The following is a 23,111-nucleotide window of genomic DNA, read 5'->3' on the forward strand; positions in this document are numbered from 1 at the left end:
GGCACTAATGACACAGGTAAACACTGCTTCCAGTTACCTTATAGTATAAGATTTGGTCTGGTAGCTTATGTCAATACGGATATCCATCAACAAACCATAAAAGTATATATTGACGACCTTCTAGTAGATACATTAATCAGAAAAGGAACAGATAATGTCATTGGTATCAAGACTTATACATCAGGTAAAGGGAAAGTCTGTATTGAAATTGAGGGAGACGGTAAACCTTGTAAACTTCGTTATTCCTATAACACATTTGATGGAAAACTGGGGATAGCCATTGTTGGCACAGAAAATGGTTCCAACAATAATTATAACGATAGTGTGGTGATATTAAATTGGCCGTTGGTATGAGTTAAGAATGTTTTAGGTCATGGTATAAATAACATCGATGAAACTATTAACAATTTTTTAGGTGGAAATGAAAATGGTAAAAATAATCTCATTTATAGTTTGTTTATTTCCTTTTGCTGCTTTTGCCGGAAATCCATTAGTTGCAGTTTGCGATGGTGAATTTATTAAAGAAACTCGTATAGATAGTGTAAGTTATTCATCAAACTGGCTAAGAAAGGGGCCGAGTGTGAATGTTAAAGTTAATGGTATTTGGTACGGAAAATTAATGTCTGATAACGCAGATAAATTTACTTCAGCATTGAATGATGCCTATTTAAATAGAGTTGTTGTGAATGTTTGTGTTAACAACGGTTACCTACGAGGATTTGAGTTTCAACCTTTGGATTCTGGGAGGTCACTATCAGAAAAAGAAGAATTAGTGATTAAATAACCTAAGATTTGCGTGATAAGGAGTAATTAAGAAGAAAATTTGGTGCCTGGATCCTATGTACGATAAAGTTAATCACGGAATTTTCAGGCATAAATAGTCCGTATAATGGAAGCATTATCTGAATCTTGTAGAAAATATAATATCGGTACGATTTTTATGTGATATCTCTGACTTCGACTAACAGGGGCAGATTTTGCTTAGTATTGTCAATCTAGTGTCCAATCTTCCACTCTCAATCCATCGACCCTATTGAATTCCTTTGTGTTATTGGTAACAACTATCAATCCTTTGCTTCTTGCATGCCCCGCAATATGCAGATCGTTATCTCCGATCCGTTTTCCAATTTTTTCTAGTGATGCACGAATATTTCCATAGTGAAATGCGGCTTGTTCGTCATAAGGAAGAATAGTTAATCGAGAAACAAAATCTTCTATAACTGCCAGATTTTTCTCAGGATTTCCACTTTTTTCAGCCCCAAAAATCAGTTCTGCTAATGTGATCGTAGAAATAGCCATGTGGTCTGTATTCTTATTGAATTTAGGCAGAATGGATTCAGGGCGCCTTTTTATCGTGAAAATCACGATGTTAGTATCGAGCAGATACTTAATCATCGAAAGATTCTCTTTCACTTGTTACTTGATCAGGACGTTCAGGTAAAAAATCGTCAGTTACAGATTGATCAGACAGAAAAAAGCTATCCCATGTATTCTGTGCGGGCGCAATAATTCGTTCCTTGCCTCTTGACCTAACAGTAACTTCTTTAACATTATCAGGGAAACGGAGATCAGCGGGTAACCTTACATTCTGAGTTCGGTTGCTCATAAAAACTTTACTTTGATATATCATGGCACACCTCATTTGATTATTGCTATATACCATGAGTATATAGCATGAAATCGAATATGGGCAAGGTCTATGTTAAATGCAAGTTGTATAAGTTTATTGTAGTTATGCCAGCAACTTCAATTTGAGAGGAACGGCTTGATCTCCCCTGACTAATGGAAGACTTTTGGTGGAATTAGGTATTTGTTGTAATAGATCACCGATGAAGCTGGAAGATTTGCGGGCCTTTAAGGGGGCTTGTCAGCCCCGATTTTTAGGATTCAGGTCAATATCCACTTCATATTGGTTCTATCTCCTGCATGGATTGTCTTACGAACTCTGCAAATGGCTGCACATTTTTTCCTACCGAGGCGGATTCTAACGCTGATAGATACTGGGTTCTATTTTTGAGTTTAATCACCGTCCAGGGGTATCCTCCGATTACCAGCAAGAAATTCATTAAGAATCTGGCAGTGCGGCCATTACCATCGGGGAACGGATGAATATAACCCAGAAAGAGATGTCCTAAGATAGCCTTTACCACAAAGTACTTCTCGTTAGCGATCAACTCTTTCAGGGCTTCCATACAGTCCATTAACTGCTCGCTGGAGGGCGGTACATGCATTGAAGTGCGGATATAGATTGGTCCTTTGCGAAATCCCGCTAAATCCAGTCTGTTGATAATTCCGGCATCTACACAGGGATTGAACAATGCAGTGAACCAGTCAGTCAAGCCAACGTCGATCAGATAGTGGATATCCAAGCCTTCCTTATCTTCATGTGCCTCATGCAGTAGCTCTTTCACCTTGTTGAAGGCATCGTAATAGCCTCTGGCAGCCATTGCATCTTTCTGCGCTTTGTCCCTTTGGATTGTATCTGGCGACCAGTCACCTTTAGACAGGCGCTCGATTAATTCTGGTGTCACCTTGTAACCTTCAATGGATAGTGAGTTGTAGGCATCGCTTATGTAGAGATTGCTCATCATGGCGTGTGTTTCTTCGATTGAACGCTCAAAGAAGTCAAAAGGTGGTGGAAAGTCATCAAACACCTCAATGACTTCTTGTCTCATCTCCTGCCACAGAATCCTCACACGAACTGCGCTTGGCGATTCTCCCCGACTACTGCCTACAATTATCGGAACATGGTCAAATGGGTTAACCCGCTTAATTCCTTCAAAACCGGCTCCCTCCATAATGGTTTGTAGTTTCCGGCTTTCGGCTCTCATCTTTAGCTGCTCGTAGGCGCCAATTAATCTATTTCCTGAGGCAACATTTTTGGTTGTCAGTACTGCCTCTGAAAGCAGACTGAGATCAGCATTTCGGAGTGCTAGCTGAATGCTTAGGGGATTAGCCCTGAAGGTTTGTGGGCCAGTTTCAACTAGTGCGCTTTCCAACGAATGAACATTTATGCCGTTTACTTTAACAGTCTTACAGGGAATTCTTCCCTTGATGATCACCATGCTCATGTTGTTAGGCAGATTAAGAGTGCGAGGCGCTGTGTCTGAGGTGTAGACGATTATTTGGTTTGGTAACGCATTGTTTGCTGTATGTAAGTCAAGAGAAGATTCAGGACTTAGCCAGTAATCACCCCCGAAGATACTTTCGACGTACTGCCCAACGAAAGACCAGATGGACTCATACCAAAGTACTGAATCACCCGCTTTTTCAGTTGTGAGATCTGCATCAAGGAGATACCATCCCCTGATAATTTGCTTGAAATAACCTTTATTGATCAGAAGTGTGCGTTGCTTATCAGTGATTGACTTGGAGCTGAGCACATTGCCCACGGCCGCATCACTTGCAGCCCTCAGCGCTTCTGCTAACCTTTCGTTTCCAGTTTTTGCCATGTTCTTCTTCCAGTCAATGTTCAAGTATTAGCTAATATGGGAATGCAATATTAGCTGTTACGATATTGCATTATTAGCTTTTACGCACTTACATTATTAGCAGTTACACTCAAATACAGTGAATTTGAGTCCTACCAACTGATTGCTGGTGCCCAACGTGCTGTAAAAGCTAAACAGATGGTTTGGGATCTTTATATTACAGAAATCGGGTTGAATTCCTGCAAAGTGCTCAACTATTTCAAAGTTATTTAGGGCAAATTAACCATAATATTAATAACGGTATTCTTTACTACAAAGTTATTAATTTTTTTATTTAATGTTATAGATCGCATTTTTGTGAACAAAAGAGACGCTATTATGCATGAGTGAAATCGCTTAACGATGGGTGAAGATAACGCTCTATTTGTCTGTATAACGATAAAACCTGCTATTCAATCTTAATCATTACTATTCATTCAGAGGTCTTTATGGGCAGTACCGGAAGTGTCAGTGCGTGGGATGAAGCGTTATTAATTGCGGCTATTCAATATCCTGTTCCCGTCATTAAGGGGCCTGAAGATATTCAGGTTCAAGTGCAGCGGATTTGTAAAACAATGGATTCAACTAAAGGCGGTTATCCTGACTTGGATTTTATTGTATTTCCTGAATATTCCGCTCAGGGATTAAATACCAAGATCTGGACCTATGATGAAATGTTATTATCGCTGGATGGTCCAGAAGTTGACTGTTTTCGTCGAGCTTGTATTCGCAACAATATTTGGGGTGTATTTTCAGTAATGGAACGTAATGAAGATCCATCGCAGCCACCTTATAACACCGCGATCATTATTAACAGCAGCGGTGAGATTGTATTGCATTACCGTAAATTGCAGCCTTGGGTGCCGATTGAGCCTTGGATGCCGGGCGATTTGGGCATGCCAGTCTGTGAGGGGCCCAAAGGTGCAAAACTGGCGGTATGTATTTGTCATGATGGCATGTTTCCTGAGCTGGCGCGCGAAGCGGCCTATAAAGGCTGTAACGTTTTTATCCGCATTTCCGGTTATTCTACCCAAGTTAACGACCAGTGGATCTGGACGAATCGCACTAATGCCTGGCAGAATTTAATGTATACCGTATCGGTTAATCTGGCAGGCTACGATGAGGTGTTTTATTATTTCGGTGAAGGTACGATTTGTAATTATGACGGTAACATTATCCAGCAAGGTCAGCGTAATCCGTGGGAAATTGTTACTGCTGAACTGTTCCCGCGTCTGGCGGATAAGGCTCGTGAAAACTGGGCGCTAGAGAACAGTATTTTTAATCTTGGTTGCCGGGGTTATGTTGGTAAACCTGGCGGAGAGAGAGCTAATTATTTGACTTGGGTGCGTGATTTAGCAAACGGTGAATATAAACTGCCTTGGGATGAAAACATCCGTATTCGTGATGGTTGGAAATATTACCCAGAAGGTGTGAAACTGGGGCCATTACCGAAAGTTGATGAGTAGTTCACTTGCCGCCGTGTTGCAACTCGAAATCTATTAGGTATAAATAAGGTTTCATAATTCCGCTACACATGGTTTTCTTCAACTCATTGTTATACATAGGGTTGTTGGTAGATAAGGTGTAGCACCATTTTGGAAATTTATTTATAATGCGTATAGGAGTGGTTATGATGTTTTTGTTTTACATTATATTCTATATTTATTGATTTAAATCATTTTTTTCTAATTGAAAATATTATAAATATCTTATTGGTTAATTATTGAAGTAATATGGTGCTATTAATTGATTATATAAAGGGTTTATTATTGACTTATTGAATGAATTAATGTTCTATATGATGATTTAAAATGGATTTGTTTTTTTAAGTATAAATTAGATATATAAAGTCTGCTTCTGATTTAATTGTAATATATATGATAATATTCCTAATTATGAAGAAATTATGCTAAAATTGTATTGGATTTTAGAAGGGAAAACGATTTATGCTTTGGTATTATTGCTATGTAAGACAACTTAAATGTATATATACCTAATAGATTTCGAGTTGCATCGCGACGGCAAGGGAGCGAATCCCCGGGAGCATAGAGAACTATGTGACCGGGGTGAGTGAGTGCAGCCAACAAAGAGGCAGCTTGAAAGATAACGGGTATATTGACAGGTATTAGCAAGCTAAACGATATAAAAATAGAAGCTTATTTTCACTCTGCGCTAATCAATATTACTGACTATCTGATAAATTACATTAAATAATAAATCTCCTGAAATATGTTATCTAATAATCAATGTGTTATACCTAATAGATTTCGAGTTGCAGCGCGGCGGCAAGTGAATGAATCCCCAGGAGCATAGATAACTATGTGACTGGGGTGAGTGAGCGCAGCCAACAAAGCAGCAGCTTGAAAGATGAAGGGTATATGGCGTCGATACGGATATTGGCTATATTGTTATCAAATGATATATAAATAGATTAATTTTAATCTGAGATTGTATTTCAAAGTAATTAAATGTACAGGTTATTTTTGCAAATGTTTAATAAATTGTATTTGATAAAGCGTTTCATTGACTCGTTGTTTGAAAAGGAATGCTTATTTTGCAATGAGTTATCGAAATAAATTCATATTAATAGTCGTCGGTAAGTCGGTTTTTAGTTATGGAATTCATCGTCAGTTAATCAAAGGTATTTATCTAAAAGGTGGGAACGAAATAGAACGCCTGTTTGTGGTTCATTTGATGAGCTATTTGTTCCGTTGTCAGGAAAGTGATCACCGCAGAATTGAAATTAAGCAGTTATTTACATTTAGCGCCAGAGAACAAGTGTTGCCTGAGTATCTTAATTTCCGCTTGGTGTGCCCGTTTTTATTCTTCCAAAGATTAAGTGGGAAAAAAGTAAGAGAAAACATTTTGATAGCAGCCGGGAATGACAGCTTTCAAATATCTAACAGATTTATTGAGGTAGTAAATAGATGAAAGATAGCATGGCTAAAAAGGGAAATATCTTTGATGCTGGATTAGTGTCGGTGTTGTCAGAAAAGGTGAGTGACGATATATCCGCCCGCAAGCTTGATCTGTTGTCAGAGGCTAAACGCACGCCGTTGCTGGAAACCTGGAATGCCACTGAAACCGTCTATCCTGACCAGTTATGTATCCATCAGTTGTTTGAACAGCAAGTGGAGCAAACCCCGACAGCTATAGCAATAATCGCGGGGGATAAAATCTTAAGTTACACCGAACTGAATGTCTATGCTAACAGGCTGACTCGTCAATTGATTGAACAGGGAGTTGGTCAGAATGACCACGTGGCGATGCTGTTAGAACGATCTATCGAATTGGTGGTGGCTCAATTGGCTATTCTCAAGGCGGGGGCGGTTTATGTTCCTATCGATCCCGGTGTGCCGGATGAGCGGAAAAGCGGGTTGATAAACGATTGCTCAGCCAAATTGTTGCTCACTAATATGCAGGTTGATATTCCCAATGACCTTACTGTTCCACTATTTCGTCTCTCTAGTGAAACAGACACGAGCAAGGAAGTAGATTATTTCAACCTTGATTTGCCATGCACCAGCATCGATCCAGCATATATTATGTACACTTCTGGCTCGACTGGTACACCAAAAGGGGTAGTGGTACCGCATCGTGCCGTGGTTCGGTTGGTTATTAATAATGGCTATGCTGAAATTGAACCCAATGATCGGGTTGCCTTTGCGGCTAACCCGGCTTTTGATGCCAGTACCTTTGAAGTTTGGGCGCCTTTACTTAACGGCGGCGCATTGGTGGTTATTGACCACGCCACTTTGCTAACGCCGTCGGAATTTGTACAGATTTTAGGCCGTTATCACATTAATATCTTATGGTTAAGTATCGGCCTGTTTAACCGACTGGCGACAGAGCTGTCCCCGGTTCTACCGCAGATGAAAAATTTGATTGTCGGTGGAGATGTTCCCGATCCTCATATAATTGCTCAGGTTTTGCGTAATAGCCCGCCTCAGCAGTTATTGAATGCTTATGGACCGACCGAAGGCACCACTTTTACCACGACATACCGAATCGAAGTATTACCTCCAGGAACGATCAATATTCCTATTGGCCGTCCGATAGCGAATACGCGTATTTATTTATTGGATGAGCAGGGGCAGCTCGTACCACCAGGGATGATAGGTGAGATTTATATTGGTGGCGACGGAGTGGCTTGCGGTTATCACAATCGTCCTGAATTGACCGCTGAACGCTTTCTGGCCGATCCCTTTAGTAATGTACCGCATGCACGAATGTACCGAACCGGGGATTTAGCTCGCTACCTGCCAGACGGCAACTTGGAATTCCTTGGTCGTAACGATCAACAGGTCAAAATTCGTGGTTTTCGCATTGAATTGGGAGAAATTGAAGTCCGATTGACCGCTTTTCCGGCGGTGCGTGAGGCGGCGGTGCTGGCGTTGAGTGACGGGCAAGATAAGCGTCTGGTTGCCTATGTGGCGGCGCAAGCCGATGAGGGATTGGTTAATAATCTGCATAGCTATTTGAGTGCCGTTTTACCTGATTATATGGTCCCGGCGGCTTTTGTGCGTCTGGATGCTTTTCCGTTAACCCCGAACGGCAAACTGGATCGTCGGGCGTTACCGGGGTTGGGCGAGGAGACTTTTGCTCGTCAGATTTACGCCGCGCCACAAGGAGAGATAGAAACTCTGTTGGTGAATCTCTGGCGTGAATTATTAGGCATTGAACAGATTAGTCGCTATGACAGTTTCTTTGTGCTAGGCGGCCATTCACTGCTTGGCATGCGCATGATTGAACATCTTCGTGGCCTTGGACTGACGCTGGCTGCGCGCGACTTATTCCAATTTCCAGTATTGTCGGAGCTGGCCCAAACATTGGGGCAGTATCAGGCTGTAGTGGTGACGCCGAATGTCATTACATTGGTGACCACAGCACTGACGCCAGCAATGTTGCCACTGATTGATCTCACTCAGCCAGATATTGATCACATCGTTGAACAGGTGCCGGGCGGGACGGCCAATATTCAAGATATCTATGCGCTGTCACCGTTGCAGGACGGTATTTTGTTTCACCATCTGTTGGCAAAGGATGGTGACCCTTATCTGCTGGCCTATCCGATGATCTTTGCTGACCGTGGTCTGCTGGATCGCTATTTGGCCGCGATGCAACAAGTGATTGATCGCCACGATATTCTGCGTACCGCTTTTCTTTGGCAAGGATTATCTGTTCCGGCGCAGGTGGTTTGGCGAAAAGCACAATTGTCAGTCACTGAATTGTCAGTCACTGAATTGACGTTGAATCCGGCTGACGGGCCAGTCAGTGACCAGTTAAACCAGCGTTTTGACCCACGTCGGTATCGTCTCGACCTAAATCAGGCCCCGTTGCTACGCTTGGTCGTTGCACAGGAGAGTGATGGCCGCTGGATCGCACTGCAATTAATGCATCACCTGATTGGCGACCATACGACGCTGGAAGTGATGAACGGCGAAGTTCGGGCCTATCTTAACGGACAGGGCGACAACTTACCTGCACCAGTACCTTTCCGCAATCTGGTGGCTCAGGCTCGGTTAGGTGTCAGTCAGGAAGCACACACTCGTTTCTTTACCGAGATGCTGGCAGAAGTGGATGAACCGACATTGCCCTTTGGGTTGATGGAGGTACATGGTGATGGTTCACAGATGAGCCAATCACATCGAATGTTGACAGCCACGTTGAATGATCGCCTGCGTTGTCAGGCGAGACGTCTGGGGGTGAGTCTGGCTGCCTTGTGTCATCTGGCTTGGGCGCAGGTGTTATCTCAGACCAGTGGTCAAGAGAAAGTGGTATTTGGCACCGTACTGTTTGGGCGTATGGCAGTGGGAGAAGGTGCTGACAGTGGTATGGGGCTGTTTATTAATACCTTGCCGCTGCGGTTGGATATCGATAATACCTCGGTACGAGGCAGTGTACAGGCAACGCATGCCCGGTTGGCTGGATTGCTGGAACATGAACACGCTTCGCTGGCGTTGGCTCAGCGTTGCAGTGGTGTGCAGGGGGAAATGCCACTGTTTAGTGCATTGCTGAACTACCGGCATAATTTATTGCCGACGAATTCAAATGAAATCATGGATGGGATTGAGTTTCTTGGTGAGCAGGAACGTACTAACTATCCGTTTGTCTTGTCGGTGGAGGATTTTGGTGATGCTCTGGGGCTGACGGCTCAAATCGCTCAACCGATTGATCCAGACAGGATATGCGGTTATATGCAACAGGCGCTGGAGAGTCTGGTGGCAGCACTAGAGCATACCCCAGAAATTGCGGTGCGGACGCTAGACATTTTGCCGGATAGTGAACGTACCTTGTTGCTAAAAACCTGGAACGCGACTGAAACTGCTTATCCTGATCAGTTATGTATTCATCAATTGTTTGAACAACAGGTGGAAAAAAACCCGGAAGCCACCGCGCTAATAGCTGGAGATAAGATCCTCAGCTATGCAGAATTGAATGCCTGTGCTAATCAGTTAGCTCGCCAGTTAATCGAACAGGAGATCCAGCCTGATGATCATGTTGCCATCTTGCTAGAACGATCAGTGGAACTGGTGGTAGCGCAATTGGCTATCCTTAAGATTGGCGCCGTTTATGTGCCTGTTGATCCTAAAGTGCCGGATGAACGGAAAAATTGGCTGATAAGCGATTGTTCAGCCAAATTGCTGCTTACCGATGCTCAATCTGACATTCCAATTGGTTTAGTTGTGCCGTTACTCCGTCTTTTTGGTGAGGCAGACGCCTGTAACGAAGAGGATGGCTACAATCTTAACTTACCCCGTTCCAGCACTGGCGCTGCATATATTATGTATACCTCTGGTTCGACGGGGACGCCAAAAGGGGTAGTAGTACCGCATCGAGCGGTAGTCCGGCTGGTTATCAATAATGGTTATGCTGAAATTGGGCCTGATGACCGAGTTGCCTTCGTGGCTAATCCCGCTTTCGATGCCAGTATCTTTGAAGTTTGGGCGCCGTTGCTCAATGGTGGCACGCTGGTGGTTATCGACCATGTAACTTTACTGACACCATCGGATTTTGTCCGAGCTTTGCAGGTTTATCATGTTACCGTGTTGTGGCTAAGTGTCGGGTTATTTAACCAACTGGCGACGGCGTTGTCCCCAGTGCTGCCTCAGATAAAAACGTTAATTACCGGGGGCGAAGTTCCCGATCCACAAGTGCTCGCTCAGGTTCTGCACAATAATCCACCACAACACTTATTGCAGGCTTACGGTCCGAGCGAAGGAACTACCTTTACCACAACATATCGTATCACTGAGTTGGCACCGGGCGCAGCCAAGATCCCCATTGGCCGGCCAATTGCTAACACGCGTCTTTATCTGTTGAACGCTTATAGTCAACCGGTGCCATTGGGGGCGACCGGTGAGATTTATGTCGGTGGAGATGGGGTAGCATGTGGTTATCTTAATCGCCCTGAATTGACGGCTGAACGTTTTGTGGTTGATCCATTCAGCGATATTGCTGATGCGCGTCTGTACCGTACTGGGGATTTGGCTCGTTACTTGCCGGATGGCAATTTGGTCTTCGTTGGCCGTAACGATCAGCAGGTTAAAATCCGTGGTTTCCGTATTGAGCCGGGGGAAATCGAAACCCGGTTAGCAGAACACGCAGCGGTGCGTGAAGCCGTTGTATTGGCTTTGGGGGATGGTCAGGACAAACGTCTGGTGGCTTATGTTGTCGCGCAAACAGATGAGGAGCTGGCGAACAGTCTACGTATCCATTTGAGTACCATGTTGCCTGATTATATGGTGCCGACGGCTTTTGTCCGTCTGGATGCTTTCCCATTGACCCCTAACGGCAAACGGGATCTTCGGGCGTTGCCGATACCGGGAGAGGAAGCGTTTGCCCGTCAAATCCATGAAGCGCCACAAGGGGAGATGGAAACGGCATTGGCGGCTATCTGGCGTGAATTACTTGGCGTTGAGCGAATAAGCCGACATGACAACTTTTTTGCTTTGGGGGGGCATTCCCTGTTGGCTGTTCGGATGATCAATCGGATAGCCACCCTAGGCATTGAATTGCCGTTGACCACGTTGTTTAAATCAGCCTCTTTGAGCGCCTTTGCTGAGGCAATAAGTACCCGGCTTGATGGACAGCACAATAAATTACCGGCGATTGTGTTACCGGCGATTGTGTTACCAGAGATTGTGCCGATATCCCGTCATGGCAAATTGCCATTGTCATTGGCTCAACAGCGTCTGTGGGTTCTGGCTCAGTTTGAAGGGGTGAGTGAAACCTACCACATTCCGATGGTCCTGCGTTTGCATGGTCAGCTAGATATCACCGCCTGGCAGCAAGCGCTCAATACGCTGTTTGCCCGTCATGAAGCGTTACGTTCGATATTCGTTGCAGTTAACGGTCAGCCGCAGGTTGAATTGTTGCCGGCGGAATTTGGTCTGCCGATAAAACATTATGATCTCCGCAAAGCGCCTGATGTAGAAACAGAGCTTGAATTTCTGGGTGCTCAGGAAGCTAAGACACCGTTTGATCTTGCCTGTGGTCCATTAATTCGTTCTGCTTTGGTGCAACTGGCTAATGATGATTACCTTTTCTTACTGACTCAGCATCATATTATTTCTGATGGCTGGTCTTTAGAGGTTCTGAAATCAGAATTGAGCGCCCTTTATTCAGCTTGCCTGAACCAACAGCCAGATCCGTTACCACCCTTAACCATTCAATACCCAGATTACGCCGCCTGGCAGCGTCAGTGGCTTTCCGCTGAGCGGGTACAGGCACAATCCGACTATTGGCGTACCGTACTGGCTGACGCGCCGGTATTATTGGATTTGCCCACTGACCGGCCACGTCCGGCTGAACAGTCATTTGCCGGGAATTTCTTGTCCATCAAGCTGAATGCGGAATTAACTCGATCTCTCAAGCATTTAAGTGAGCAGCAAGGCACCACGCTATTTATGACCCTGTTGGTGGCTTGGGCCACGGTTCTGTCACGTTTGTCAGGTCAGGAGGATGTAGTTATTGGAACACCGAGTGCAGGACGCAGCCGTCAAGAAGTGGAATCGCTGATGGGTTTCTTTGTTAATACGCTGGCTTTACGTATCGACTTGTCAGGTCGACCCAATGTGATTGAGTTGCTTACGCGTGTGCGACAAATCGCATTGGCAGCGCAAGAGCATCAGGATCTGCCGTTTGAACAGGTGGTGGAAATCGTGCAACCGCCGCGCAGATTGGCACATACGCCGCTGTTTCAAGTGATGTTTGCCTGGCAGAGCAATGAGCATACCGAATGGGTATTGCCGGGGCTGGCCGTTTCACCTGTTGCTCCTCTCCTTGACATAGCCAAGTTTGATCTCGAACTGAATTTGTCTGAGGTGGATGGCCGGATTGTGGGTTATCTGAATTATGCAACTGCCCTGTTTGATCAACCCACTATTGAACGGTATGTGGGATATCTGTACACGGTACTACGAGAGATGGTTGCTAATGCTCAGCAATCGGTCAGTGAAATTGATATTTTGGCGCTGTCGGAGCGTCAACTGTTGTTGGAAAACTGGAATGCCACTGAAACCCTGTACCCTAGGCAGTTGTGTATCCATCAGTTGTTTGAGCAACAGGTGGAAAAAAAACCAGAGGCTACAGCGTTGATAGCAGGGGATAAGCGCCTCAGCTATGCGGAATTGAATGGCTATGCTAACTGGTTGGCTGCTCAGCTAATCGAACAAGGCATCCAACCGGATGACCACGTAGCGATTTTGTTAGAACGATCCGCTGAACTGGTAGCTGCTCAGTTAGCTATCCTTAAGATTGGTGCCGTTTATGTGCCGATCGATCCCAGAGTACCGGATGAGCGGAAAAATTGGCTGATAAACGACTGTTCAGCCAAATTACTGATTACCGATGCACAGTCTGATATCCCGGTTGGTTTGGTTGTGCCGTTATTCCGTCTCTCCAATGAGATCGGCACGAGTAGAGAAGAGGAGGGTTTCAACCCTAACTTACGGCGCTCTAGCACCAAACCCGCGTATGTTATGTATACCTCCGGCTCGACTGGCACCCCTAAAGGAGTCGTGGTGCCGCATCGTGCCGTGGTTCGGTTAGTTATTAATAATGGCTATGCCGAAATTGGGCAGGATGACCGGGTTGCTTTTACCGCTAATCCTGCTTTTGATGCCAGCACCTTTGAAGTTTGGGCGCCTTTGCTTAATGGTGGTGCGTTGGTGGTTATCGACCATGCTACGTTGCTGACGCCGCAGGCGTTGATTCGGGTTTTACAGGTTCAGGGAATCACCGTTCTGTGGCTGACTATTGGGCTGTTTAACCGACTAGCGGCAGCATTATCTCCGATTTTCTCACAGATTAAGGTGCTGATTTTCGGGGGAGATATCCCTGATCCTCATGTGATCGCTCAGGTGTTAGGTAATCATCCACCACAACAATTATTACAAGCCTATGGCCCCAGTGAGGGCACCACTTTTACCACCATGTATCGTATTGTGGCGTTACCGCAAGGAACGACGAGGGTCCCCATTGGCCGACCGATAGCGAATACCCGCGTTTATCTGCTGGATTCTGATGGTCAACTGGTACCGCCGGGCGTTACCGGTGAGATTTATGTCGGTGGTGATGGCGTGGCTTGTGGTTATCTCAATCGTCCTGAATTGACCGTTGAACGCTTTCTGGCTGATCCCTTTAGCGATAAACCGGGAGCACGCATGTATCGAACCGGGGATTTGGCTCGTTATCTGCCGGATGGCAACTTGGAATTCCTTGGTCGTAATGACCAGCAGGTAAAAATCCGTGGTTTCCGCATTGAACCGGGCGAAATTGAAGCACGGTTGACAGAGCTTCCTGTCGTGCGTGAGGCGGCGGTGTTGGTGTTGAATGATGGGCAAGATAAGCGTCTGGTTGCCTATGTGGTGGCGGAGGTGGATGACGGGCTAGCGACCAGACTGCGTGAGCATTTGGGTACTATTTTACCTGACTACATGGTGCCAGCGGCTTTTGTGCGTCTGGATGGATTCCCGCTAACCCCAAACGGCAAACTGGATCGTCGGGCGCTACCGATGCCGAGTGAAGAGGCTTTTGCTCGTCAGATTTATGCAGCACCACAAGGGGGGACAGAAACCACACTGGCCGCTATCTGGCGTAATTTGCTAGGTGTTGAGCAGATTAGCCGACATGACAATTTCTTTGCCTTGGGTGGCCATTCGTTGCTGGCGGTACGGTTAGTTGAACATCTGCGCAACCTGGGGTTGACGTTAGCTGTGCGGGATTTATTTAAGTGTCCCGTGCTTGCCGAACTTGCCAAGACATTGGGGCAATACCGGGCTGTGGTGGTACCGCCGAATGCCATTACGCCGACGGCTACGGTATTGACGCCAGCAATGTTGCCGTTGATTGAGCTCACTCAGCCTGAGATTGATCACATTGTCGAACAAGTTCCCGGTGGAATTGCCAATATTCAGGATATCTATGCCCTATCACCGTTGCAGGACGGTATCTTATTCCATCATCTGTTGGCAAATGAAGGTGACCCGTATCTGTTAGCCAGCCAGATAGCCTTTGCTGATCGGCTGCGGCTAGAGCGCTATTTAGCGGTGATGCAACGGCTGGTTGATCGTCATGACATCCTGCGTACGGCTTTTATCTGGCAAGGATTATCTGTTCCGGCGCAGGTGGTCTGGCGTCAGGCATCGTTGCCAGTGACTGAATTGACACTGAACCCGGCTGATGGGCCAGTCAGTGACCAGTTAAACCAGCGTTTTAACCCACGTCGGTATCGTCTCGATCTAAATCAGGCTCCTTTGCTACGTTTTGTTGTGGTGCAGGAGACCGATGGTCGCTGGATCGCACTGCAATTGATGCATCACCTCATTGGTGACCATACCACGCTGGAAGTGATGAACAGCGAAGTACAGGCCCATCTTGCTGGACAGGAAAATAGCCTGCCTGTACCAGTACCTTTCCGTAATTTGGTGGCTCAGGCCCGATTAGGCGTAAGTCAGGAAGCACACACTTGCTTCTTTACCGAGATGCTGGCAGAGGTAGATGAACCGACATTGCCTTTTGGGTTGGCGGAAGTACGTGATGATGGTTCACAGATGAGCCAATCACACCGGATGTTGACAACCATATTGAATAATCGCTTACGTAGTCAGGCCCGGCGGTTGGGTGTCAGTCTGGCGGCCTTGTGCCATCTGGCTTGGGCACAGGTGTTATCTCAGACCAGCGGTCAAGAGAAAGTGGTGTTTGGTACCGTGTTGTTTGGACGTATGCAGGCAGGGGAAGGGGCTGGTAACGGCATGGGGCTGTTTATCAATACCTTACCACTGCGGTTGGATATTGATGATACCTCGGTGCAGCAGAGTGTACAGGTAGCCCATGCCCGGTTGGCGGAATTACTGGAACATGAACATGCGCCACTGGCACTGGCCCAGCGTTGCAGTGGAATACGGGGGGAAACGCCACTGTTTAGTGCATTGCTGAACTACCGGCATAATGCGCAGCCGCTAACCTTAGATAACGTTATAAGTGGTATTGAATTTCTTGGTGGACAAGAGCGGACTAACTATCCGTTTGTTTTGTCGGTGGAGGATTTTGGTGATGCACTAGGGTTGACGGCTCAAATCGTTCAACCGATTGATTCAGACAGAATATGCGGTTATATGCAACAGGCGCTGGAAAGTCTGGTGGTCGCACTAGAACATACCCCAGACATAGCGGTGCGGACGCTAGACATTCTGCCGGATACTGAACGCACATTGTTGTTAAAAACCTGGAATGCGACTGAAAAGGCGTATCCTGATCAGCGATGTATTCATCAATTATTTGAACAACAGGTAGAAAAATCCCCGCAAGCTACTGCGCTAATAGCAGGAGATAAGCAACTCAGCTACGCGAAATTGAATGTTTGTGCTAATCAGTTGGCCCATCAGTTAATCGAACAGGGGGTCCAGCCTGATGATAATGTTGCCATCTTGCTAGAACGATCGGTGGAACTGGTAGTGGCTCAGTTAGCTATTCTCAAGGTTGGCGCCGTTTATGTACCTGTCGATACCAAGGTGCCGGATGAGCGGAAAAATTGGCTGATAAACGATTGTTCGGCTCAATTGTTGCTGACTGATGCACAGGCTGATATCCCGGTTGGCCTGATGACGCCGGTGTTCCGATTTGCTAGAGAGACCAGTATGAGCGGGGAAGAAGGTTGTTTTAATCTTAATTTGCCCCGTTTTAGCACTGGACCAGCATATATCATGTATACCTCTGGTTCGACCGGTACGCCAAAAGGGGTAGTGGTGCCACATCGCGCGGTAGTCCGATTGGTTATCAATAATGGTTATGCGGAAATCGGGCAGGATGATCGGGTGGCTTTTACCGCTAACCCGGCTTTTGATGCCAGCACTTTTGAAGTTTGGGCGCCGTTACTTAATGGTGGTGCGCTGGTGGTTATCGACCCTGTAACTTTACTGACGCCACCGGATTTGGTCCGGGCTTTACAGGTTTATCGGGTTACCATGTTGTGGATGAGTGTCGGGCTGCTTAACCGGCTAGCGACGGCGCTGTCCCCGGTGTTGCCTCAGATAAAAACGCTGATTACCGGGGCAGAGGTTCCCGATCCACAGGTGATTGCACAAGTTTTGCGTGATAGTCGGCCACGGCAATTATTGCAGGCTTACGGTCCAAGTGAAGGAGCCACTTTTACCACAACATATCGTATTACAGCGTTAGCACCGGGCGAAGCAAGGATTCCCATTGGCCGACCAATTGCTAACACGCGCCTTTATCTGTTGAATGCTTATGGTCAACCGGTGCCGTTAGGGGCGATCGGTGAGATTTATGTCGGCGGAGATGGGGTTGCCTGTGGGTATTTTAATCGTCCTGAACTGACGGTTGAACGTTTCCTGATGGACCCGTTCAGTGATGAATCGGGGGCACGGATGTACCGGACTGGGGATTTGGCTCGTTATCTGCCAGATGGCAATTTGATCTTCGTTGGCCGTAATGATCAGCAGGTGAAAATTCGAGGTTTCCGTATTGAGCCGGGGGAAATCGAAGCCCGGTTAACAGAACACACAGCGGTGCGTGAAGCGTTGGTACTGGCATTAAGTGATGGACAGGATAAACGGCTGGTCGCTTATGTGGTGGCAGAGCCGGATGATGGGCTTGTGACTAGCTTGCGGGAACACTTGAGTACCATTTTGCCTGATTATATGGTGCCGGCGGCTTTTGTCCGTCTGGATGCTTTCCCGCTAACACCTAATGACAAGCGAGATCTCCGGGCATTACCGATGCCGGGAGAGGCAGCCTTTGCTCATCAGGTCTATGAAGCGCCACAAGGAGAGATGGAAACGGTACTAGCGGCTATCTGGCGTGAGTTGCTTGGCATTGAGCGAATAGGTCGACATGACAATTTCTTTGCTTTGGGGGGGCATTCCCTGTTGGCTGTTCGGATGATAAACCGGGTAACGGCTTTAGGCATTGAATTGCCATTAACCATGTTGTTTAAATCACCCTCTTTGGCCGCTTTTGCCGAAGCGATAAGCGCCCGGCTCGATGAGCAGCACAATAGATTATCAGAGATTGTGAGATTATCAGCGATTGTGCCGATATCTCGTCAGGGTAAATTGCCGTTGTCATTGGCTCAACAGCGTCTATGGTTCCTGGCGCAGTTTGAAGGAGTGAGTGATACCTACCATATTTCGATGGTGTTGCGTTTGCATGGTCAGCTAGATATTACCGCCTGGCAGCAGGCGCTCAATGCGCTGTTTGCCCGTCATGAAGCGTTACGCTCGGTATTCGTTGCAGTTAACGGTCAGCCTCAGGTTGAATTATTACCGGCGGAATTTGGCCTGCTGATAAAAAATTATGATCTTCGCAAAGCGTCTGATGTGGAAACAGAGCTTGAATTTCTGTGTGCTCAGGAAGCTAAAACACCGTTTGATCTTGCCCGTGGCCCATTAATTCGTTGCGCACTGGTACAGCTAGCTAATGATGATTACCTCTTCTTACTGACTCAGCATCATATTATTTCTGATGGCTGGTCTTTTGGGATTATGAAATTAGAATTGAGCGCTCTTTACTCAGCTTGCCTGAATCAACAGCCAAATCCATTGCCACCTTTAGCCATTCAATATCCTGATTATGCCGCTTGGCAGCGTCAGTGGCTTTCCGCTGAGCGGGTACAGGTCCAATCCGACTATTGGCGTACCGTACTGGCTGACGCGCCGGTATTGTTGGATTTGCCCACTGACCGGCCACGTCCGGCTGAACAGTCATTTGCCGGGAATCTCTTGCCGATAAATCTGGATGCAGAGTTAACTCAATCTCTCAAACGCTTAAGTGAGCAGCAGGGTGTCACGCTATTTATGACCCTGTTGGCAGCTTGGGCCACGGTTTTGTCGCGTTTGTCAGGTCAGGAAGATTTAGTTATTGGTACACCGAGTGCAGGGCGCGGTCGTCAAGAGGTGGAATCGCTGATGGGTTTCTTTGTTAATACGATGGCTTTACGTATCGACTTGTCAGATGCACCCAGTGTGATTGAATTGCTGGCGTGTGTGCGGCAAACCGCACTGGCGGCACAGGAGCATCAAGATTTGCCATTTGAACAGGTGGTGGAAATCGTGCAACCGCCGCGCAGATTGGCTCATACACCGCTGTTTCAGGTGATGTTTGCCTGGCAGAACAATGAGCATACCGAATGGGTATTACCGGAGCTGGCTGTATCACCTGTCGATCAAGCTTTTGATGTGATCAAATTCGATCTTGAGCTGAACTTGTCTGAAGTGAATGGGCGGATTGTAGGTTATCTGAATTATGCAACGGCCCTATTTGATCAACCCACCATTGCGCGACATGTGGGGTATCTGCATCAGGTACTGCAATCAATGGTCACGCATCCTCAACAGTCGGTTGCCAGAATGGAGGTTTTGACAGCAACGGAGCGCCAACTGTTGCTGGAAACTTGGAACACAACCGAGACACCGTATCTTGACTCGTTATGTATTCATCAGCTATTTGAGCAACAGGTAGAGAAAAACCCTGAGGCTACGGCGCTGGTGTGTGAAGAGCGGCTCTTCAGTTATGCGGAATTAAATGCTGATGCTAACCGATTGGCGCACCAACTTATTGCGCTGGGCGTAGCGCCAGATCAGCGGGTGGCGATTTGCGTAGCAAGTTCACCTGCGAGGATAGTCGGGCTATTAGCCGTGTTAAAAGCGGGAGGCGCTTACGTGCCATTGGATCCCGCCTACCCCGGTGAACGGTTGGTTCATATTTTGACTGATGCTGACCCCGCTATTTTACTGGCGGATGATGCTGGACGTACTGCTTTGGGTGAAAAAGCGTTGGCAGAACTGACCATACTTGATCCGAATTTATTGCCTAACCAACCGGACAGCAATCTGCTGGTATCTTCATTAACCTCACAGCATCTGGCGTATGTGATTTACACTTCCGGCTCGACCGGCACGCCGAAAGGGGTGATGGTTGAACATCGTGGACTGGTTAACCTGATTCAGGAAAAAATCGCCCAGTTTGACATTCATTCTGCTAGTCGGATGTTGCAGTTTGCCTCATTTGGTTTTGATGCCAGTGTTTGGGAAATCATGATGGTGCTATGCAGTGGCGCCACTTTGGTTATTCCTGATGAGGCTGTTCGTCAGGACCACAACCTTCTCTGGCATTATCTGGAAGAACGAGCGGTAACGCACGCCTGCTTGACACCGGCTCTGTTGCGGGATGGGGCTGGTTTGCCGGCGATAACGATAAGACCTACGTTAATATTGGGTGGTGAAGCGCCCAGTGCGGCGTTGCTTAAGGCGCTGTGCGGCAAGGCCACGGTATTCAATGCTTATGGCCCGACAGAAATCACTATTTGTGCCGCTAGCTGGCGTTGCCCATCGGATTATCAGGATGAGTTGGTTCCCATTGGTCGCCCAACAGCCAACACTCGTATCTATCTGTTGGACATTTACGGCCAGCCGGTGCCGTTGGGGGCAACAGGGGAATTGTACCTTGGTGGGATTGGTGTTGCGCGTGGCTATCTTAATCGCCCGGAATTAACCGCTGAATGTTTCTTAGCTGATCCATTTAGCGATAAACCGGGAGCACGGATGTACCGGACTGGGGATTTGGCGCGTTATCTGTCGGATGGCAATCTGGTGTTTATTGGCCGTAATGACCAACAAGTCAAGATCCGTGGCTTCCGTATTGAGCCAGCGGAAATCGAAGCTCGGTTGCTTGAACATTCAGCAGTGCATGAAGCGCTGGTATTGGCACAAGGTGACGGGCAGGACAAACGGCTGATTGCTTATGTGGTGGCGGAAGCGGGTGAAGGATTGGTTAATAATCTGCGTACCTATTTGAGTGCCGTTTTGCCTGATTATATGGTGCCGACGGCTTTTGTGTGTCTGGATACTTTTCCGCTGACGCCCAACGGTAAGCTGGATCGCCGGGCGCTCCCCGTACCGGGGGAGAAAGACTTTGCCCGCCAGATTTACGCCGCGCCACAGGGAGAAACCGAAACCGTACTGGCCGCTATCTGGTGTGAGCTGCTAGGGATTGAGCGGATCAGTCGGAACGATAACTTCTTTGCTTTGGGCGGCCATTCGTTGCTGGCGGTACGCATGGTTGAACGTCTGCGTAACTTGGGTCTAACGCTGGTGGTACGTGATCTGTTCCAATCTCCGGTATTGGCTGAACTTGCTCAAATGTTGAAGCTGAATCAGGCGGAAAGTGTGCCTGCTAACGTCATTACACCGGCCACCACGGTGTTAACGCCAGAAATGTTACCGCTGATTGATCTCACTCAGTCTGAAATTGATCACATCGTCACCCAGATACCGGGCGGGATGGCGAATATTCAGGATATCTATGCGTTGTCGCCGCTACAGGACGGGATTCTGTTCCACCATTTGCTGGCAAACGAAGGTGATCCTTATCTGCTGGCCAGTCAAATGGCCTTTGCTGATCGGCCTTTGTTGGATCGTTATCTGGCGGCGGTTCAGCAGGTGATTAACCGTCATGACATCTTGCGCACCGCCTTTATCTGGCAAGGCTTATCCGTTCCGGTGCAGGTTGTCTGCCGTCAGGTGCGGTTGTCAGTGACAGAATTGACATTAGATCCGGCTGACGGACCGATCAGTGAGCAATTAGCGCAACGGTTTAACCCACGCCAATATCGTCTCGATTTGGGGCAGGCGCCATTGTTGCGCTTTATGGTGGCACAGGAGAGTGATGGCCGCTGGATGGTGTTGCAACTGATGCATCATTTGATTGGCGACCATACCGCGCTGGAGGTGATGAATTACGAAGTTCAGGCATACTTTGATGGGCAGGAAAACGATCTGACAATCCCGGTGCTGACAATCCCGGTGCCATTCCGCAATCTGGTGGCGCAGGCTCGGTTAGGGATGAGTCAGGCAGAACATACCCGTTTCTTTACTGAGATGCTGACTGAGGTGACTGAACCAACGTTACCGTTTGGGTTGGCAGAAGTCCGCCATGATGGTTCGCAGATGACCGAATCGCACCGGATGTTGAACGCTGAGTTAAATAACCGCTTACGGGGTCAGGCGCGGCGGTTAGGTGTCAGTGTGGCGGCGCTGTGTCATTTGGCCTGGGCGCAGGTGCTGTCGCGTACCAGTGAACAGAAACAGGTGGTATTTGGCACCGTCTTGTTTGGGCGTATGGCGGCGGGCGAAGGGGCTGACAGCAGCATGGGGCTGTTTATCAATACCTTGCCGCTACGGTTGGATATGGATGATGCCCCGGTACGAGACAGCGTACAGGTAGCACATCACCGGCTGGCGGGATTGCTGGCGCATGAACATGCGTCGCTGGCACTGGCTCAACGTTGTAGCGGAGTGCAGGGAGGAACGCCCCTGTTTAGTACCTTGCTAAATTATCGGCACAATGCATCGTTGGCGGCATCGGATGAAATCATGAGCGGTGTCGAATTCCTCGGTGCACAGGAGCGGACTAACTATCCGTTTACGCTGTCGGTGGAAGATTTTGGTAATGCACTGGGGCTGACAGCGCAAATTGTCCAGCCGTTTGATGCCGAGCGGGTGTGTGGCTATATGCAACAGGCGCTGGAAAGTTTGGCGGCAGCGCTTGAACATGCCCCGGAAACTCCGGTTCGGCAGTTGGAGGTTTTACCGACAGCCGAAAGGAAGCTGCTACTGAAAATCGGCAATGGCCCACAAACGGCGTATTCCGATCAGTTGTGCATTCATCACCTGTTTGAACAGCAAGTGGCGAAAAACCCTGAGGCGACGGCATTGGTCCATGGAGAGCAAACCCTCAGTTATGCAGAACTGAATGCGTGTGCTAACCGATTGGCCCATCAGTTAATTGGACTCGGAGTAGAGCCCGATCAACGGGTGGCGATTTGTGTCACGCGTTCACCGTCAAGAGTGGTGGCGCTGCTGGCGGTACTGAAAGCGGGTGGGGCTTATGTCCCCTTGGATCCGGCCTATTCCGGTGATCGGCTGGCTTATATGCTTACGGATGCGGCGCCGTCAGTGGTACTGGCGGATAATGCGGGCCGTACTGCGCTGGGTGAACCTGCTCTTACGGCGTTAACGGTACTTGATCCGAATGTTCTGCCTGATCAGCCGGACAACAATCCGCACGTTCCGGCGCTCACCGCCCGACATCTGGCGTATGTGATTTACACTTCGGGTT

General features: G+C 47.6%; 7 protein-coding genes and 1 pseudogene. 5 read left to right on the forward strand and 3 right to left on the reverse strand.

The window, feature by feature from the left end; genetic code table 11:
- Nucleotides 1-39: 39 nt before the first annotated feature.
- Nucleotides 40-354 (forward strand): annotated as a pseudogene (locus tag KZ793_RS13340) (fucose-binding lectin II); the annotation flags it as partial.
- Nucleotides 355-427: 73 nt separating this feature from the next.
- Nucleotides 428-784, forward strand: a complete 357-nt coding sequence (locus KZ793_RS13345; protein ID WP_225815780.1) for a hypothetical protein — start codon at nucleotides 428-430, stop codon at nucleotides 782-784.
- Nucleotides 785-990: 206 nt separating this feature from the next.
- Here KZ793_RS13345 and vapC read toward each other — a convergent pair whose 3' ends face one another.
- From vapC to KZ793_RS13360, 3 genes are all read right to left on the reverse strand, one after another.
- Nucleotides 991-1,395, reverse strand: coding sequence for a type II toxin-antitoxin system tRNA(fMet)-specific endonuclease VapC (gene vapC, locus KZ793_RS13350; protein ID WP_225815781.1), 405 nt, complete (start codon nucleotides 1,393-1,395; stop codon nucleotides 991-993).
- Nucleotides 1,388-1,630, reverse strand: coding sequence for a type II toxin-antitoxin system VapB family antitoxin (gene vapB / locus KZ793_RS13355; protein WP_255619352.1), 243 nt, complete (start codon nucleotides 1,628-1,630; stop codon nucleotides 1,388-1,390). Before vapB ends, vapC begins: the two co-directional genes overlap by 8 nt.
- Nucleotides 1,631-1,904: 274 nt before the next feature.
- On the reverse strand, nucleotides 1,905-3,452 hold the full coding sequence (locus KZ793_RS13360) for a Fic family protein (RefSeq protein ID WP_225815782.1): 1,548 nt from the start codon (nucleotides 3,450-3,452) through the stop codon (nucleotides 1,905-1,907).
- A gap of 467 nt (nucleotides 3,453-3,919) precedes the next feature.
- Between KZ793_RS13360 and KZ793_RS13365 the strand changes: the two genes are divergently transcribed.
- The 3 genes from KZ793_RS13365 to KZ793_RS13375 form a co-directional block, all read left to right on the forward strand.
- On the forward strand, nucleotides 3,920-4,936 hold the full coding sequence (locus KZ793_RS13365) for a formamidase (RefSeq protein WP_225815783.1): 1,017 nt from the start codon (nucleotides 3,920-3,922) through the stop codon (nucleotides 4,934-4,936).
- Between the two features lie 1,093 nt (nucleotides 4,937-6,029).
- Nucleotides 6,030-6,401, forward strand: coding sequence for a hypothetical protein (locus tag KZ793_RS13370; RefSeq protein ID WP_225815784.1), 372 nt, complete (start codon nucleotides 6,030-6,032; stop codon nucleotides 6,399-6,401).
- Nucleotides 6,398-23,111: non-ribosomal peptide synthetase (locus tag KZ793_RS13375; RefSeq protein ID WP_225815785.1), on the forward strand; the 16,714-nt coding region annotated here is incomplete at its 3' end. The genes KZ793_RS13370 and KZ793_RS13375, both read left to right, overlap by 4 nt.

Source organism: Photorhabdus antumapuensis, from assembly GCF_020387775.1.
Classification (GTDB): domain Bacteria; phylum Pseudomonadota; class Gammaproteobacteria; order Enterobacterales; family Enterobacteriaceae; genus Photorhabdus; species Photorhabdus antumapuensis.

Coding starts and splice junctions, on each gene's coding strand:
- KZ793_RS13345 (WP_225815780.1), top strand. CDS start 428: ATGGTAAAAATAATCTCATTTATAGTTTGTTTATTTCCTTTTGCTGCT.
- vapC (WP_225815781.1), bottom strand. CDS start 1,395: ATGATTAAGTATCTGCTCGATACTAACATCGTGATTTTCACGATAAAA.
- vapB (WP_255619352.1), bottom strand. CDS start 1,630: ATGATATATCAAAGTAAAGTTTTTATGAGCAACCGAACTCAGAATGTA.
- KZ793_RS13360 (WP_225815782.1), bottom strand. CDS start 3,452: ATGGCAAAAACTGGAAACGAAAGGTTAGCAGAAGCGCTGAGGGCTGCA.
- KZ793_RS13365 (WP_225815783.1), top strand. CDS start 3,920: ATGGGCAGTACCGGAAGTGTCAGTGCGTGGGATGAAGCGTTATTAATT.
- KZ793_RS13370 (WP_225815784.1), top strand. CDS start 6,030: ATGAGTTATCGAAATAAATTCATATTAATAGTCGTCGGTAAGTCGGTT.